The organism is Mesorhizobium sp. BR1-1-2 (assembly GCF_020165435.1).
Taxonomy (GTDB): Bacteria; Pseudomonadota; Alphaproteobacteria; order Rhizobiales; family Rhizobiaceae; genus Mesorhizobium.
Map to the genome: position 1 here is coordinate 172,259 of NZ_JAIUID010000004.1, position 16,313 is coordinate 188,571.

Genomic DNA, 16,313 nt, shown 5'->3' on the forward strand with positions numbered 1-16,313 from the left:
AACTGGCACAGCGGGACTGGCTGTCGTCAGGCCTTTGTTACCCGAGTTCGGAGCCCCGCGGCAATGCCGGTCGGACAGCCGTCCCGCACCTCTACTTCGGCAGGTAGGTTTCATAGGGCTCGGTGTTGATCAGCAGGATCACGCATTCCGTGTCCGAGAGGCAGGCGTCGTCATGCATCTCATTGGCCTTCTGGGTCCAGTAAGATCCGGGAGGCAGCTCGACCTTGCTCGCCTCGCCGCCTTCCATCTGCCAGTGCGCCCATAGGCCCCGGATCACCACGGCGCGATAATCGGCGGTGTGCGCGTGAACAGGAGCGCGCCATTTGCCCGGGACTTTCAGCAACGTTCCGGCAGGGCCCTTGGCCCTTTCTCCCCATAGCGGTCCGAGGCGTTGCGGCTGGTCCGGCGCCTCAGAAACATAGGGAATCTTGCTGGCCGGCAGATAGCTGTCCTCAAGGGCAAAGGCATGGCCGGGGATAGCGAGCATTGCGGCCAGCGTCAGGATTTTCAGATGATTTGGCATCGCTTCTCCTCTTCGGGCCGAGTTGCCGCCGGCGCTCGTCTGTTGGACGGCAAGCTATTGCAAATGGCCAAACCGGGAATGGCATTCTGTCCGGAACATTTGGCAATTCATCCAGGCCGGAAATCGCCACTCCAAACAGCGTTGATCTAGCCTTTTCCCGAGCCGCCGCCCGCGGCGCGCAAATGGCTGGGCGCGCTGCCGACGATCCGCTTGAAGGCCCGGCTGAACGACGCTTCCGAATCATAGCCCAATCTGGCGGCGATCACCGACACTCGCATCCCATCTTCCAGGAGCCACCGCCTTGCCTGATGCATGCGTACCCCGGCGACATATTTTGCCGGCGTCTCTCCGACGACGGCCGTGAAACGTTCGGCAAAGGCGGACCGTGAGGCGCCCATCTCGCGGGCCAGCGCTTCGACGGTCCAGTTCCTGTCAGGCTGCCGATGAATGGCGACCAGCACGCGGCCAATGTCTCGATCCTTGATCGCCGCGATCCAACCCGTAATATCACCGACGCTGTTCCCCACCCACGAGCGGATGATGGCCGCGGCCAATAAATCGGCCAGCCGCGCCAGCATGATGCCGGAGCCGGCCCGGTTGCTCGTCGCCTCGTCGGCCATGGCTTCCAGCAAATGCGGGATGCCTGGCTCGCCGGCCATCAGATCCTTCGCGCGCAGCATATCCGGCATCATGGCCAGCAGTGGATGCGAGCCATCGCGGTTGAAGTGCATGCTGCCGCAGAACAGCAGGGTTTTTGCACCATGGCCGCCGTTCGAGACGGCATAGAGATTGTCCTGCAGGGGCTCGACGCTGTAGCTTTCGAGCGGTTCGGCTTGCACGCCGGGTGCGCTGGCGAGGATATGCTCGGCGCCGCGCGGCAACAGCAATGCATCGCCGGCTTTCAGTTCCATCCATTCGCCTAGTGGCGAAAGCAGCCAGCATCCGGCACGGCCGATGAAATGAAACCGCGTCGCCTTCTGCACCGGAAAGAGCACGGCCCACGGCGCGCCCAGTTCGCAGCGGCCATAGTCGACCCCCTCGAGCCGCAGCGCGCGCAACATCTCGGTCAGCGCACCTCCCGGGGCCGGCGCAGTGTCGTTGGGCGAGGTCAAGTCCATGCCGATTCCTACAGCAGTTCAGCCTCCCACGGAAACGCTGAACTGCCGTATCTCTTCGCGCAATTCCGGACGGAATTGCGCCAGCCTGGAGTCACGGCCTTGCGCTTCAGCCGGCCTGGCGGATCTCTGCATGTTCCTCGGCACGCAGGTGGCTGGGAGCCGAGCCGATGACCCGCTTGAAGGCCCGGCTGAAGGCGGCGTCCGACTCATAGCCCAGGCGTGTGGCGACGACCGAAATCTTCTGGCGATCGCGCACCAGCCATTGTCGGGCCTGGTGCATGCGCACCTGGGTGACGTATCTGGCCGGCGTCTCGCCGACAATGGTGGCAAAACGCTCGGCAAAGCCCGATCGCGAGGCGCCCATCATCCTGGCGAGCGCCTCGACGGTCCAGTCGCGGTCCGGTTCGAGATGGATGGCGGCCAGAACGCGCCCGATGTCCGGGTCCCTGACCGCCGCGATCCAACCGCTTGAATCGCCGCAGCCGCGCTCGACCCATGAGCGGATCACGGTGGCGGCAAGGACGTCGGCGAGCCGCGCCAGAATGCCGCCGGAGCCGACGCGCTCCATCGTCACTTCACGCGCCATCGAGTCCAGGAGATGCGGAATACCCGGCTCATAAGCTTCGAGTTCATGCGCGCGCATGACGTCAGGCATCATGCCGAGCAGGGGATGCAGGCCATCGATGTTGAAGTACATGCTGCCGAAAAACAGCAGCGTGCCCGGACAGCGACCATCGGGGCACATGGCTTCGCTGGACATGCAATAGACGTCCTTGCAGACTTCTTCGGCGGCGTAGCCCTGGATCGGCCAAGCCTTGGTCCCCGGTTCGCTTGCCAGCACATGCGCTGCGCCACGCGGCAGCAGCGCCGCGTCGCCCGCTTTGAGCTCGACCCACTCGCCCGAGGGTTGCATCAACCAGCAGCCCTTGCGGCCGATGAAGTGGAATCGCGCCGCTGCCTGGGCCGGAAACTGGATGCCCCAGGGCTCCCGCATTTCGCAACGGGCGTAGTCGACGCCGTCGAGACGCAGCCCACGCAATATGTCGGTCAGCGGATCCCCAGTGGTCGGAATTTTGGACGAACGGTCAAACATAATGGTGTTTCTAGCATGGAAACTCCAGGCCGTCACTCCCTATGTTGCAGTGCAGCCAAATGTTGCGCTGCAACTTCATCGGAGACTGACCATGGCCGAACCCGCGACAGGCGTCGTCGACGCCGCCCTATTGAACACTGTCGATCAGGAGGAACGAACCGAGCCGGCTTGGGGGGCCGTCGTCTCGCTAGCGCTTGGTGTTTTCGGTCTCGTCACGGCGGAATTCCTGCCCGCCAGCCTGTTGACGCCGATGGCGAGCGATCTCGGCGTCAGCGAAGGCGTGGCGGGACAGGCGGTCACCGCGACCGCGATCGTCGGCGCCATTGCCGCTCCGACAATGGCGATCATAACACGGCGCATGGACCGCAGGCTGGTGATGTGGATGCTGACGGCATTCCTCATCGCCTCGAACCTTTTGGCCGCCTTTGCCTCGTCGCTGTCGATGCTTCTGCTTGCCCGCGTCGTGCTCGGCGTTGCGCTGGGCGGCTTCTGGGCGATGTCGGCGGCCATGGCTTTGCGGCTGGTGCCGATGCGGCTGATGCCACGCGCCATGTCGATCATCCTGACCGGCGTTTCGTTGGCCACCGTCACCGCCGCCCCTGTCGGCGCCTATGTCGGCGATATCTGGGGCTGGCGCACGGCTTTCATGATCGCCACGGTCGTCGCCGCGCTGGCGTTGCTGGTGCAGGTGGCCACCATTCCGAAGCTGCCGCCGATGGGCGTGGCAAGTTTCCGCACTTTGCTCGAGGTGCTCGAGCGCCCGTCGATCAGGGTGGCGCTGCTGGTCGTGCTGCTGGTCGCTTCGGGGCACTTTGCCGGCTTCACCTATGTGCGCCCCTTCCTCGAGAAGATCCCGATGCTCGGCATCGAGACAATCTCGCTGGTGCTCCTGGCCTACGGCATAGGCGGCTTCTTCGGCAATATCGCCGGCGGCATTCTGGCCGAACGCAATCTCAAGGCCGCCGTCGCGCTGGCTCCCCTGCTGATCGCAGCGGCCGCCGCCTCGATGCTGGTCTTCGGCGCCTCGCCGGCGATCGCCGCCGCCGCCGTCGCGGCCTGGGGCTTTGCCTTCGGCGCGGTGCCGGTCGGGCTGCAGACATGGCTGGTGCGGGCCGCGCCCGATCAGGCCGAGAGCGCCGGCGGCCTGATGGTCGCGACCTTCCAGGTGGCGATTGCGCTCGGCGCCGTCTTCGGCGGCCTGCTGGTCGATCATGCCGGCGTCGCCAGTGCCTTCGCCTATTGCGGCGCGGCGACTTTGCTGGCCGCCGTCGTGGTGTTCCTGCTCGGCCCGAAGCGCGCCGGGTAGGCTCGCCCGACAACCATTACTGACCTGGGCAACGGCCCGAGATCCATCAAGGTTCTCGGGCCATTGCCGTTGCGGTCGCGGCGTCGCTGACAGGCGGACGGGGCAGGCCGCCGGTGAAATTCAGGCTGAACGCCCGTCGAAGTCGAAGATCGACAAGGCGGACGGATCGACATCGGCGACGCAGTTGATGTTGATATAGGCGCTGCGTTCACTCCCCTCGCGCACATCCTCGGCGAAAGGGTGGATGCCGCAGGTGCGACAGAAGCGGTGCGCGATGGCATGGTTGCCGAATGTGTAGGTGCCGATCTCGTCCCTCCAGGCCAGCACCCGCAGCGCCCGATGCGGGACGGCGCACAGCAAGGCGCCCTTGCGCGAGCAGATCGAGCAATTGCACCGCACGGCTCCGGTCAGTTCCGCCTCGAACTCGAAGGCGACCTTGCCGCAATGACAGCTGCCTTTGTAGAGCATCGTTCTCTTCCTTGCGTCCGCCAGGGGTGCAAAACCGCCCGCATGGGGTTAAGTCTCAGCACGCCACGCGCCGGCTGCTAAGCTTAAGACGTCCCAGAGGTCCGGAGTCCGACACCGAAGATGCAATCCGTCCGCGATCATCTGGAAACCGTCCTGAGGCGCCTCGCCGCCCGTGCCGGCGAAGAACGTGTGTTCACGAAACTCTATACCGAAGCCGCGCGAGCCGCAGCCGATGCCGCCGACGCGCGGCGGAGGGCGGGCGTGAGGCTCGGACCGCTCGACGGAACGATCGTTTCGATCAAGGACCTGTTCGATGTCCGCGGCGAGGCGACCACGGCCGGATCACTGCTGCTCAAGGATGCTGCGCCGGCAATTGGCGACGCCATGGTCGTGCGCCGGCTGCGGCAAGCCGGCGCGGTGATCATCGGCAAGACCAACATGACCGAGTTCGCCTTTACCGCCATCGGCGACAACCAGCACTACGGCACGCCCGGCAACGCAACCGATGCCGGCCGCATTCCCGGCGGCTCTTCCTCCGGCGCCGGCGTTTCCGTCGGCGAGGGGACGAGCGAAATCTCCATCGGTTCCGATACAGGCGGATCGATCCGTATTCCGGCGGCACTCAACGGCGTCGTCGGCTTCAAGCCGACGGCGCGGCGGGTGCCGCTCACAGGCGCCTTTCCGCTGTCGGCCACGCTGGACTCGGTCGGCCCTCTCGCCCGCACCGTGGCGCAATGCGCCGCAGCCGATGCGGTGATGGCGGGCGAAGACCTGGCGGTGCTGGCGCCGCTTGCTGTTGCCGGGCTGCGCATCGGTATCCCGCGCGGGCTGCTTTTCGGAGAGGCTGAAGACGCGGTGGCGGCAGCGTTCGAGCGCTGCCTCGGCAAGATCGAGCAGGCCGGCGTACGGATCGCGGACTTTTCGATCGACGATATGATCGCGGACCTTCGCGCGGTCACCAAACGCGGTTCGATCGCCGCGATGGAGGGGGCCGAAGTGCATGCCGACTGGCTGGCGGCAGGCGCTCCGGTGCCGGTCGACCCGCATGTGAGCGGACCTTTGTCACGGGCGGCGATGCTGCCGACGCCGGTCTATATCAGGGCGCTGCGTCGCCGTTCCGCGTTGGTTGCCGCCATGGATGAGCGGCTGGCATCGGTCGATGTGTTGGCTCTGCCAACCACGCCGGTGACGGCGCCTACCGTCGTGTCCCTGGCGCAAGATGCCGAGCTGCGCGACCGCACGGAGGGCCTGCTGCTGCGCAACACGCAGATTGCCAACCAGTTCGACCTCTGCGCGATCTCCCTGCCGATGCCCGGCATGGCGCTGCCGGCCGGCTTGATGCTGGTGGCGCGCCACGGCCATGACCGCCGTCTGCTGAGCATCGCCGCTGAAGTGGAGAGGCTGCTGGGCGGCTGATCGTAGGGGGTGACGCTAAAGACGCAGAACGCCGGCTACCCTATGTCTCTGTGAAGGTTGCTGCCAAGGTGCGATCCTAAGGACGGTTTTCAAGTTACCGCTCATTTCCCGCGGGGATCTGGAACGAAACATATACAAACCCTTCCTAAGACAAGGATTGGGCCTTATCCTTTCGTTAGATAAAAGCTAACGAAAGGATCCTTGCCTTATGCCGGATCAGGATCGTCTCGGCCTCTGGATCGAAACATCGGTCGCGGGCGAAAAAGTGCGTGCATTCATGCCACCGCCACTCCCGCCAAAACCTCCAATCGATCTTGGCACATTTTCAGAACTTATAGAACGCGCAAACCTAGCCCTGGGGCGTTTGGACGGCGTTACGTCCATTCTTCCCGCTCCGCCCTTGTTTATCTTCATGTACCTACGGAAAGAGGCCTTGCTGTCGTCCCAGATCGAAGGCACCCAATCGTCACTCTCCGATTTGCTGCTATTTGAGGCGAATGAGCTACCGCTGGTCCCTCTGAATGATGTCGAAGAGGTCTCCAACTACATCGCCGCTCTTGAACATGGTCTCGAGCGCATGCGGGGAGGATTTCCGCTTTCTCTCCGATTGATCCGCGAAATCCATGGCGTTCTCCTTAACGCGGGACGTGGCGCCTCTTCCCAACCTGGTGAATTTAGGCATTCGCAGAACTGGATCGGCGGAACACGACCAGGCAATGCCATGTTTGTCCCTCCTCCTCCTGACCAGCTAATGCAATGTCTCGACGCCTTTGAGAAGTTCTTGCACACCGATAACCGCCTGCCGAACATCGTCAAGGCCGGGCCGCTGCCTCGGCAGGTATGGTACATGGACTCCTCCAGCGTCGCGCGATCGTGACTATCCAAAAGGCAGCCCAGGAACTGTCGCTGTCAGAGCCGACAATCAATTCCGCGCTTGGGCACCTGATCTCGATCGGCATAGTTCGCGAAGTGACGGGGAAACAGCGACACAGGGTCTTTGCCTATCAAGCCTATTTGGACCGCTTAGCAGAAGGCACCGAGCCGCGACGACCTTGACGATATACGAATTCCGCGCTGCGGCAGAGGCCGGTTTGGAATACGCGTTGGAGCGATCATGGTTTGTGTGAAGAGCAGTGCTTGCGTTCGCTGTCCTTGGCGGCGCGCTCGACGGCCGTCGCGACCAGCCACGGCAGGCTGTACTGCTTGCCCGTGATGGTCTGGGTGCGTCGCGCGATCGATCCCCTGACGACAATCTTGCCGGCATACAGCGCATCCGACGCCTCGACCATCGCCTTGTCCTTCGTCGGCAGCCCGCCGGTGTCGATCGACACGCCCTTGATGATCTTGCCGGTGGCGAGATCGAGCGCGCTGTTCGATGGGCAGGGAGCCTTGAAGCAGCGCAGCCCATTGTCGCAATAGACATAGCTGCTTTCGGCTTCGGCGAGCGAGGGCAGCGAGCCCGCTGAGGTGGTGGCAAGGCACAGCAATGCGAGGCGAAGAACGGACATGGCTCCAGCGTCGCGAAGAATTGGGGCGAAACGGCGATGGTCTAGCTGTCAGCGGGAAACCGTCGCCGATAGTGCCCGACCACTTCCGGGTTGCGCAGATTGACCGGCAATTTGCCTGCCAGCACCAAAAGGGCCTCGCCGGCCGCGCCAACGCCCATGCGCATCATGGATTCCTCGGTGATGCCGGCCATATGCGGGGTGATGACGACATTGTCGAAGCTGAAATAGGGATGATCCGATGGCAGCGGCTGCGTCGAGAACACGTCGAGCGCGGCACCGCCGATGCGGCGCTCCCGCAAGGCCTCGATCAGCGCGTCGTCATCGACGACCGGCCCGCGCGACACGTTGATCAGCAACGCGTTGGGTTTCATGCGCGCGATGCGTTCGCGGCTGATCAGGCCGCGCGTTTCCGGCGTCAGCGGGCAGCACAGGACGATGATGTCGCTCTGCTCGACCAGCGCGTCGATCGAGAGGAAACCGACCTTGTCCGGCGCCGGCTGCATGCTGCGTGTCGTTGCCACCACGTTGAGGTCGAAACCGTGCGCGGCGATATGGCCGACCGCCTGGCCGACGGCGCCGAGGCCGACGATGCCGACCGTCTTGCCGGCAAGCTCGACGTTGAAATTGGCGTGCTCGCGGCCGGCAAGCCAGCCCTTGGCGCGCAGGTCGCGGTCGACGACACGGAACTGCCGAAGCAGGGCGAGGGCTGCAAACATCACATGCTCGGCCACCGAGCGTGCGTTGACCGCCGGCACGTTGGCGACCAGCACACCTGCCGCGGTCGCTGCTTCCATCGGGATCATGTCCAGCCCGGCGCCATGGCGGATTGCTGCCCGCAGCCTGGTGGCACCCTCGAACAGCAGGGGTGGCAGGGGTGCACGCACAATGACGATGTCGGCATTCCTCGCCTCGGTGGCCAGCGTGCCCGGATCGAGGGCCGAGGCGACGACAAGCTCACCCGCCCCCGCCAGCATGGCCGCAGCGCGCGGATGCAACTTGTGCGTCGACAGGATGCGCGTCATCTCCGTCAGGCCTGTTCGAGCGTCGGGCTTTGCGGCGCCGCCCCGAGGCCTTCGATCAGGCCCTTCCAGTAGCTTTCCGCGCCTTGCAGATGGGCGCTCATCAGCGCCTGGGCGAGATTGCCGTCGCGCCGCAGCAGCGCCTCGTAGATCTGGATGTGTTCGGCATGCGAGCGCACGCTACGCTCCGGATCGTTGAAGTAGATCGGCAGGCGCTGCTCGCCCATCAAATAGTAGACGCTGCAGATGTTGTGGAAGACGCCATTCTTGGTGGCGCGCACGATCTCGAGATGGAACTCGCGATCCTCCTTGGCGAGGCCTTCGCCTGCCGCGATGCGTTCTTCCGAGGCCTTCAGGATTTCGCGCAGGCGCTCGAAATTCTCCTCGGTGGCACGCGAGCACGCAAGTTCGGCCGCCTTGATCTCATGGATCTTGCGCAATTCGACCGTCTCGTAGATCTGCAAGGGATCGAGCGGCAGGCCGGCGCGCGCGAACAGCGCCAGCGCCTCGACGCTGGCCTGCTTGGTGTCGATATAGATGCCGGACTTGGCCCTGCGCTCGACGATGCGCATGGCCTCGAGAATGGCCAGCGCCTCGCGGATCTGGCCGCGGCTGACGCCGAAATGCTCCGCCAGTTCGCGTTCCGACGGGGTTCGGCCCGTCTCCTTGTCGGAATGGGAGAACAGATAGGCGGCAAGCTCCGCGAGAAGGTTGTTTTCTTTCATCGTCAATTGCGTTGCGCGTGCGCCTCCAGGAACCGCTCCGAAATGGTGAACCCCAATCCCGGCTTTTCGGGGATCGCTATCATACCGTCCCTTGCTTCGACAGTCTCTTCGACAAGGTCGTGGATCATGGGATTGGCGCCGAGCGAGTATTCGACGGTGAAGCTCGACGGCGAGGCGGCGCAGACATGCAGCCCGGCGAAGAAGCAGGGCGCGCCGGCCCATAGATGCGGCGCAAAGCGCAGGTTGAACGCGCTGGCAATGGTGCCGATCTTCATGGCCTCGCTGATGCCGCCGCAGAAGGCGGGATCGGGCTGGAAGATGTCGGCGGCCTTGAGCACGGCGAGGTCGCGGAAGGCATAGCGGGTCGCATCGCTTTCGCCTGTGGCGATCGGTATGGCGCCGGAGGCACGGACTTCGGCAAGGCCGGACTTGTCGTCGGCGATCACCGGCTCCTCGAACCAGGCAAGGTCGAGATCGCCGGCGAGATGGATGAAGCGCTTCGCCTCCGCCACCGTATAGGTGCCATGGGCGTCGACCATCAACTCGACGTCGGGGCCGAGCGCCTCACGGGCGGCGCGAACGCGAGCAGCCGACACATGCGCGGCACCATCCATGGCGCCGATGCGCATCTTCAGCGCCTTGAAGCCGCCCCTGGCGACATAGGATTTGAGCTGGTCGCCGATCGCGTCGGCGGACGCCCAGCCGCCGGAGGCGTAGGCCGGCATGCGATCGAGCTTGCGGCCACCGATCAGTCGCCAGACCGGCTGCCCGAGCGATTTGCCCAGGATGTCCCAGAGCGCGATGTCGACCGCGCTGATGGCGGCCACGCTCATGCCGCGCCGCGCCAGCTGCGGCATGGCATGGCCGGCGCGCGCCGCGCTGTCGTGGCGCACGCCGTTGTAGAGCATTTCCCAGATGATGCCGATATCGGCCGGATCGCGGCCGACGAGCTGCGGCCCGACTTCACGGTTCAGCATATGGACGAGCGCGCCATAGCTGCCGGCGCTGCCGGCGGCGTTCTTGCCTTCGCCCCAGCCGACCAGCCCGTCATCGGTTTCGATGCGCAGGATGGCGGCGTCGAAGGTCGTCACCTGACCGAAATCGCTGCGGTGCTGCTTGGCCGCCTCGATCGGTATGCGGATCCACCAGGCCTGGACGCTTTTGATGCGCATGGTCTTCCCCGGCCCAGCCGCCGGATGGCGGGAGGGCTCATTCCCAATCGGATCGGCTACTTGATCAGCGGCAGCAGCGTTTCGGCGGTGATCCGCATCTGGTCGGTGTAGAATTTTTCCGTCAGCACGCTGGAGCCGTGATCCTGGATGAATTTGAGCTGCTCGGGCGAGATGTCGACCGGGTGGCGTTCGACCATGTCGGGGTAGGGCGCGGCCGGGGTGCGGTCGACAGGCGCGACGAACTCGTTGGTCAGCGCCCCGTCATAGCCGACCTCCCGCAAGGTCGCGACGATCTTCGGCCAGTCGATCTGGCCGAGGCCTGCGGCGAAGCGGTTGTTGTCGGCGACATGGAAGTCGAACAGGCGCTTTCCGACCTTACGGATCGCGTCGTAGACGTTAAATTCCTCCATATGGATGTGGTAGGCGTCCAGGCAGACGCCACATTCCGGGCTGACAGCGTCGGCCAGCGCCAAGGCCTGGGCGCCGCGATTGAACAGGTAGGTCTCGAAACGGTTGAGCGGCTCGACCGCGATCTTGACGCCGACCTTCTTGGCGTGGGTGAAGCACTCCCTGGTGGCATCGACCACCCACTTCCATTCCTCTTCCTCGGTGCCGTCCGGCACGACCTTGCCGACGGTCGCGGGAACCAGCGTGATGATCTCGCCGTCGAGTTCGCTGACCATGGTCAACACGTCCTTGACGTATTGCACGGAGCGCTCGCGCTGGCCCTGGTCCCGGGCGGCAAGGTTGCGTTCGCCCAGCATCAAGGTCACTGCGCCCCAGCAGCGTATGCCGTGCTCCTTGAGGAGCGCGCGCGTCTCCCGGGTCTTGTACTGGTCGGGCTCGCCGGAAATCTCGATCGACTCATAGCCGAATTTCTTGATGCGCTTGAGCGTCGTCTCCAACGGTTCCGCGCGCATCCAGTTGTGCGTCGAAAGATGCATGGTCTGTCCTTCCCGGATCGTCCCTAATGGTTCGCCTGCAACATGCCGTCACCGGATGTGACGGACGGTTCCTCCCCAAGGCGTTCCAGCATTTCTTCGCAAACTGGTTCGACCAATTGGGCCCAAGACGAGGTCTACAGCAATTTCCAACGCGCGGCAAGAACTGTGCGATGACAACCTAATGTCTGGATTACTCCGTTGATTATATTGGACTATGAAGCCCTCCTGTGGCATGGCGGAGGGCTCTGAGTGTGAGTGGCAAGACTTGACCAAATCGCCACGTTTGGTAATACCAGAATGACAATGCACGCCAGTGACCGTTGAGAACAGGCCAAAGTGGCTGGCCCTGTCTTCAATCGGCGCTATGCTCGGTCGCGACAACAATGAGGGAGGATGCCGATGCCGACGACGATGAAGGGCCCTGGACTGTTCCTGGCGCAGTTCGCGGGCGATGCAGCGCCGTTCAATTCGCTTGCATCGATCACAAAATGGGCGGCTGGCCTCGGCTATAAAGGCGTGCAGATCCCGACCTGGGACGCGCGCTTGTTCGATCTCCAGAAGGCTGCGTCTTCCAAGGCCTATTGCGACGAGGTGAAGGGCATCTGTGCCGACGCCGGCGTCGAGATCACCGAACTGTCGACGCATCTGCAGGGGCAATTGGTGGCGGTCCATCCGGCCTATGACGCGCAGTTCGACGGCTTTGCGCCGGCTTCGGTGCACAACAACCCCAAAGCGCGGCAACAATGGGCGGTCGAACAGATGCAGTTCGGGGCCAAGGCGTCGCGCAATCTCGGGCTCGACGTCTCGGTGAGCTTCAGCGGCGCGTTGGCCTTCCCCTATCTCTATCCCTGGCCACAGCGGCCGGCCGGATTGATCGAAGAGGCGTTCGCAGAACTAGGCAAGCGCTGGAAGCCGATCCTCGATGTCTACGAGGACAATGGCGTCGACGTCGGCTACGAAATCCATCCCGGCGAGGATGTGTTCGACGGGGCGACGTTCGAGATGTTCCTCGACGCGGTTGGTGGTCACAAGCGCTGCAACATCAATTACGATCCGTCGCACTTCCTGTTGCAGCAGCTCGACTATCTCGAATTCATCGACATCTATCACGAGCGCATCAAGGCCTTCCACGTCAAGGACGCCGAGTTCAACCCGACCGGCCGGCAAGGCGTCTATTCCGGCTACCAGAGCTGGACGAACCGCGCCGGCCGCTTCCGCTCGCTTGGCGACGGACAAGTGGATTTCGGCGGCATCTTCTCCAAGCTGACGCAGTACAACTATGATTCCTGGGCGGTGCTGGAGTGGGAGTGCTGCCTGAAGCATCCGGAGGATGGCGCCGCCGAAGGCGCTCCCTTCATCCAGCACCACATCATCCGGGTGACGGAGAAGGCGTTCGACGATTTCGCCGGCGGTGCCACGGATAAGAAGGTGCTGCGCGCCATGATGGGAATCTAGCGCGGGTTTTCCCTCTCCCTCGAGGGGGAGGGGTATCTCAGACACGAGGGAGACGACATGGTCGGTGCATCGAAGTCGGAAGCGGGAGGCGGCCCGATCCGCTATGGCATGGTCGGCGGCGGGCAAGGCGCATTCATCGGGGCGGTGCACCGGATCGCGGCGCGCATGGACAATGAGTTCGTTCTGGTCGCCGGCGCGCTGTCGTCCGATCCGGCGCGCGCCAAGGCCTCTGCCGCCGAGCTCGGGCTCGACCCTTCGCGCAGCTACGCGTCCTTTGCCGAGATGGCCAAGGCCGAGGCCAAGCGCCCGGACGGCATCGAGGCGGTGGCCATCGTCACGCCGAACAATGTGCATGTGCCGGCGGCCAGGGCGTTCCTCGAAGCCGGCATCCACGTCATCTGCGACAAGCCGCTGGCAACGACGCTGGCCGAGGCGAAGAAGCTGGCCGCCCTGGTCGAGAAGACCGGCAAGGTGTTCGTGCTGACCCACAATTACACCGCCTATCCGATGATCCGCCAGGCACGCGAGATGGTGGCCAAGGGCGTGCTCGGCGACATCCGCATCGTGCAGTCGGAATATCCGCAGGACTGGCTGACGGAGGACCTTGCCGCCACCGGCCAAAAACAGGCGGCGTGGCGTTCCGACCCCAAGCAGGCAGGCGCCGGCGGCGCGCTCGGCGACATCGGCACGCATGCCTACAATCTTGCCCGCTTTGTCTCCGGGCTGGAACTCGACGCGCTGTCGGCCGATCTCGACGCCTTCGTGCCGGGACGGCAGCTCGACGACAATGTCAACGTCATGCTGCGCTTCAAGGCGGTCGGCAAGGCGCATGCGGCAAAAGGCATGATCTGGGCAAGCCAGGTGGCGCCCGGCCACGAAAACGGACTGAAGCTGCGCATCTATGGCTCGAAGGGCGGGCTGGAATGGGTTCAGGCCGACCCGAATTACCTCTGGTACACGCCGTTCGGCCAGCCGAAGCAGTTGATCACCCGCAACGGCGCCGGCGCGCTGCCGGTGGCTGGCCGTGTCAGCCGCGTTCCCTCAGGCCATCCCGAGGGCTATCTCGAAGGCTTCGCCAACATCTACCAGGAGGCCGCACGCGCCATCCGCGCCGCGCGCAGGAAGGGCGGCAAGCCTGCCAAGGACGTCGTGTTCCCGACCATTCAGGACGGCGTCGAGGGCATGGCCTTCATCGAGGCCTGCGTGAAATCGTCGAAGAAGAATGGAGCGTGGACGAAACTTTAAATTTGATCTCGCGGGGGATCATTTGGGGGAGGGGCGTCGATGAAAATCGGCATGTGCATGTTCTTGTGGACGACCAACGTCTCGAAAAAACACGAGCCATTGCTTCGCGACATCAAGGCCACCGGCTTCGACGGCGTCGAGATACCGATCTTTGCCGGCATGCCGGACGACTACAGAAAACTCGGCGAGCTGCTCGATCGCATAGGGCTTGAACGGACCGCCGTTTCAGCGATGGGCGATCCGGAGATGAACCTGATCTCGCCGGATGCGGCAACGCGCAAGGCCGGTGTCGATTACATGAAATGGGCGATCGATTGTGCAGATGCCCTCGGCGCTCGAACTTTGAGCGGCCCGCTGCATTCTACGCTCGGCGCCTTTTCCGGGTCCGGCCCGACCGCGGGTGAGAAGAAACGCTCCGTCGCCTCGCAGCGCGCCATCGGTGATCATGCAGGCAAGAGGAACGTCACCATCGGGCTCGAGGCGCTCAATCGCTTCGAATGCTATCTGCTCAACACTATGGCCGACCTGTCGGAGCATATCGATGCCATCGACCGGCCGCACATCAAGGCGATGTACGACACCTTCCACGCCAATATCGAGGAGGCCGACCCGATCGGCGCCTATACGAAGCATCGCAGGAATGTCGTGCATATCCACATATCGGAGAACGATCGCGGCGTGCCGGGACGCGGCAACATCCCCTGGAAGGAAACATTCTCGGCCATCCGCAAGAGCGGCTATGACGATTGGCTGACGATCGAGGCGTTTGGACGTTCGCTGAAGGATCTCGCGGCGGCGACCAAGGTGTGGCGCGATTTTTCCGAGAGCCCGGAAGCGGTTTACCGGGATGGGTACAGGCATATCAGGAACGGGTGGAGGAAGGCGGCTTAGGGTCGCTTCGCCGTCGACGAACGCCGGCATTCCTTCGCGCCCCCCTCTCGCTTGATGCTCCACCCCAAGGCTATCCCCGCTCGGCGTGCAACCTGTTGTAATCATGGATCGTGCGGCTCAGCCGGCGGCGCAGGAAGTTGGATATGTTGTCGAAGATGAAGACCACGACCAGCGTCAGCAGCACCATGTAGAAGACGTTGGCCCAGTTGGAATTGGTGCGCATCGCTTCCCACAGTTTCAGGCCGATGCCGCCGGCGCCGACGGCGCCAATAATGGTTGCGCCTCTGGTGTTGGATTCCCACTGATAGAGCGTCTGGCTGATGAACACCGGCACCACTTCCGGCAGCACGCCGTAGCGCTGCACCAGAAGACGGTTGGCGCCTGTCGATACAACACCCTCGCGCGGCTTGTCATCGATGTTCTCCAGCGCCTCGGAATAGGTTTTGCCGAGCGTGCCGATCTCGGTGAAGAAGATCGCGGCGCTGCCGGCCAGCGGACCCGGTCCGAAGGCGCGCGTGAAGAACAGTGCCCAGATCAGCATGTCGATGGAGCGCATGAAGTCGAAGAAGCGCTTGAGCAACTGGTTTAACAGCCGGTTGGGGGTGATGTTGCGGGCGGCGAAAAAGGCGAGCGGGAAGGCGACGATGCCGCCGAGCGCCGTGCCGAGAAAGGCCATGACGATGGTCTGCAACAGCTTTGTCCAGACATCGCCATGCTGCCACTGCGCATTGTTCCAGATGTTGTCGCCGGCGAGCGCCAGATTGGAGGTCCCCGGTTTCAGCTCGGGCCCCGATGTGATCAGCGATATCACTTCGCCAGGCGATTTTCCGAAGAAGGGCGAGCGTGTGTCGAAGACGAAGTTCGCCCAGCCGAGAAAGCGCTTGCGGATCCTGACGCGGTCGGGAGCAACGCGGACTTCGCCGGCGAAGCCCATGTCGGCGACGACCTCATCCTCATGCACGGTGACCCAGTCGGGAACAGGTCCCGAGACCAGCGGTTTGCCGCTGTCCAGCGCCACCGGCACGCTCTTGCCAGCGGCGATGATCGTCGCTCGTGTCTTGTCGAAGGTGACCGACTTCGCCGCGCCGTCGATCAGGACCGTCACCGAACCGTCGGCGTTGGTCCTAACCCAATCCGGGTCGGGATTGGGGCCGAGTACCGAAAAGCGGGGGTATTTGGCCGTTATCTCAGGCTCATCGAGGCGGAAGATCGGCTGCACGTCGTAACTGATCCACTGGGTCAGGAACAGCGGCAGCCTTTCCCAATGCGATTCCCGCAGCACTTGCGGCAGATTGAAGAACCACAGCGCATAGAGCAGGTAGAGCAAGATGCCGCCGAGCAGCAGCAGCGGCGCGAAGCGCTTGTGGAGCGGCCGGCGGAACACGTGCGGGAAGCGTTCCTCGATCGACTGGATCTCAGTGGCGGTCATG

General features: G+C 63.7%; 16 protein-coding genes. 6 read left to right on the forward strand and 10 right to left on the reverse strand.

The annotated features are described in order from the left end of the window. Positions 1-91 precede the first annotated feature (91 nt). The 3 genes from LB551_RS10445 to LB551_RS10455 all read right to left on the reverse strand — a co-directional run bounded on the left by LB551_RS10445 (position 92) and on the right by LB551_RS10455 (position 2,734). Positions 92-523 carry a DUF4437 domain-containing protein gene (locus LB551_RS10445; protein WP_224659113.1) on the reverse strand — a complete coding sequence of 144 codons (432 nt, stop codon included), beginning with the start codon at positions 521-523 and terminating at the stop codon, positions 92-94. 146 nt (positions 524-669) lie between these two features. Next, positions 670-1,641 (reverse strand): AraC family transcriptional regulator, encoded by a 972-nt coding sequence (locus tag LB551_RS10450; protein ID WP_224659114.1) that lies wholly within the window; start codon positions 1,639-1,641, stop codon positions 670-672. Between the two features lie 106 nt (positions 1,642-1,747). Continuing rightward, on the reverse strand, positions 1,748-2,734 hold the full coding sequence (locus LB551_RS10455) for an AraC family transcriptional regulator (RefSeq protein ID WP_140549437.1): 987 nt from the start codon (positions 2,732-2,734) through the stop codon (positions 1,748-1,750). 91 nt (positions 2,735-2,825) lie between these two features. Between LB551_RS10455 and LB551_RS10460 the strand changes: the two genes are divergently transcribed. Then, positions 2,826-4,040, forward strand: a complete 1,215-nt coding sequence (locus LB551_RS10460; RefSeq protein ID WP_140549438.1) for an MFS transporter — start codon at positions 2,826-2,828, stop codon at positions 4,038-4,040. A 120-nt stretch (positions 4,041-4,160) separates the two neighbouring features. On the opposite strand, the gene LB551_RS10465 is transcribed toward LB551_RS10460, so the two are convergent. Further along, complete coding sequence (locus tag LB551_RS10465) at positions 4,161-4,508, reverse strand: GFA family protein (protein WP_224659115.1); 348 nt, start codon at positions 4,506-4,508, stop codon at positions 4,161-4,163. Between the two features lie 120 nt (positions 4,509-4,628). On the opposite strand from LB551_RS10465, the gene LB551_RS10470 reads away from it, so the two are divergent. Both LB551_RS10470 and LB551_RS10475 read left to right on the forward strand, forming a co-directional pair. Next, positions 4,629-5,924, forward strand: a complete 1,296-nt coding sequence (locus LB551_RS10470) for an amidase (protein WP_224659116.1) — start codon at positions 4,629-4,631, stop codon at positions 5,922-5,924. A 208-nt stretch (positions 5,925-6,132) separates the two neighbouring features. Continuing rightward, the gene (locus tag LB551_RS10475) at positions 6,133-6,801 is read left to right on the forward strand and encodes a Fic family protein (RefSeq protein WP_318012724.1); all 669 of its coding nucleotides are present in this window, start codon (positions 6,133-6,135) and stop codon (positions 6,799-6,801) included. 235 nt (positions 6,802-7,036) lie between these two features. Here LB551_RS10475 and LB551_RS10480 read toward each other — a convergent pair whose 3' ends face one another. From LB551_RS10480 to LB551_RS10500, 5 genes are read right to left on the reverse strand one after another with little or no spacing between them, the layout of a single operon-like run. Further along, a complete protein-coding gene (locus tag LB551_RS10480) occupies positions 7,037-7,432 on the reverse strand; it encodes a hypothetical protein (protein ID WP_224659117.1) in 396 nt (131 codons plus the stop codon). A gap of 41 nt (positions 7,433-7,473) precedes the next feature. Beyond that, entirely contained in the window at positions 7,474-8,454 is a 981-nt protein-coding gene (locus LB551_RS10485; RefSeq protein WP_224659118.1) for a hydroxyacid dehydrogenase, read from the reverse strand. Between the two features lie 5 nt (positions 8,455-8,459). Continuing rightward, positions 8,460-9,176 (reverse strand): FadR/GntR family transcriptional regulator, encoded by a 717-nt coding sequence (locus LB551_RS10490; protein ID WP_140549444.1) that lies wholly within the window; start codon positions 9,174-9,176, stop codon positions 8,460-8,462. 2 nt (positions 9,177-9,178) lie between these two features. Then, positions 9,179-10,348 (reverse strand): mandelate racemase/muconate lactonizing enzyme family protein, encoded by a 1,170-nt coding sequence (locus LB551_RS10495; protein ID WP_140500381.1) that lies wholly within the window; start codon positions 10,346-10,348, stop codon positions 9,179-9,181. Positions 10,349-10,404: 56 nt separating this feature from the next. Beyond that, on the reverse strand, positions 10,405-11,292 hold the full coding sequence (locus LB551_RS10500; RefSeq protein WP_140549445.1) for a sugar phosphate isomerase/epimerase family protein: 888 nt from the start codon (positions 11,290-11,292) through the stop codon (positions 10,405-10,407). 399 nt (positions 11,293-11,691) lie between these two features. Between LB551_RS10500 and LB551_RS10505 the strand changes: the two genes are divergently transcribed. The 3 genes from LB551_RS10505 to LB551_RS10515 are packed head-to-tail and all read left to right on the forward strand — an operon-like array spanning position 11,692 to position 14,883. After that, positions 11,692-12,747: a sugar phosphate isomerase/epimerase family protein gene (locus LB551_RS10505; RefSeq protein ID WP_140513799.1), complete on the forward strand. Its 1,056-nt coding sequence runs from the start codon at positions 11,692-11,694 to the stop codon at positions 12,745-12,747. Positions 12,748-12,804: 57 nt separating this feature from the next. Continuing rightward, positions 12,805-13,992, forward strand: coding sequence for a Gfo/Idh/MocA family protein (locus tag LB551_RS10510; protein WP_224659119.1), 1,188 nt, complete (start codon positions 12,805-12,807; stop codon positions 13,990-13,992). Between the two features lie 39 nt (positions 13,993-14,031). Then, positions 14,032-14,883 (forward strand): sugar phosphate isomerase/epimerase family protein, encoded by an 852-nt coding sequence (locus LB551_RS10515; RefSeq protein ID WP_224659120.1) that lies wholly within the window; start codon positions 14,032-14,034, stop codon positions 14,881-14,883. Between the two features lie 70 nt (positions 14,884-14,953). On the opposite strand, the gene phnE is transcribed toward LB551_RS10515, so the two are convergent. After that, a complete protein-coding gene (gene phnE, locus LB551_RS10520; RefSeq protein ID WP_224659121.1) occupies positions 14,954-16,312 on the reverse strand; it encodes a phosphonate ABC transporter, permease protein PhnE in 1,359 nt (452 codons plus the stop codon). Position 16,313 lies beyond the last annotated feature (1 nt).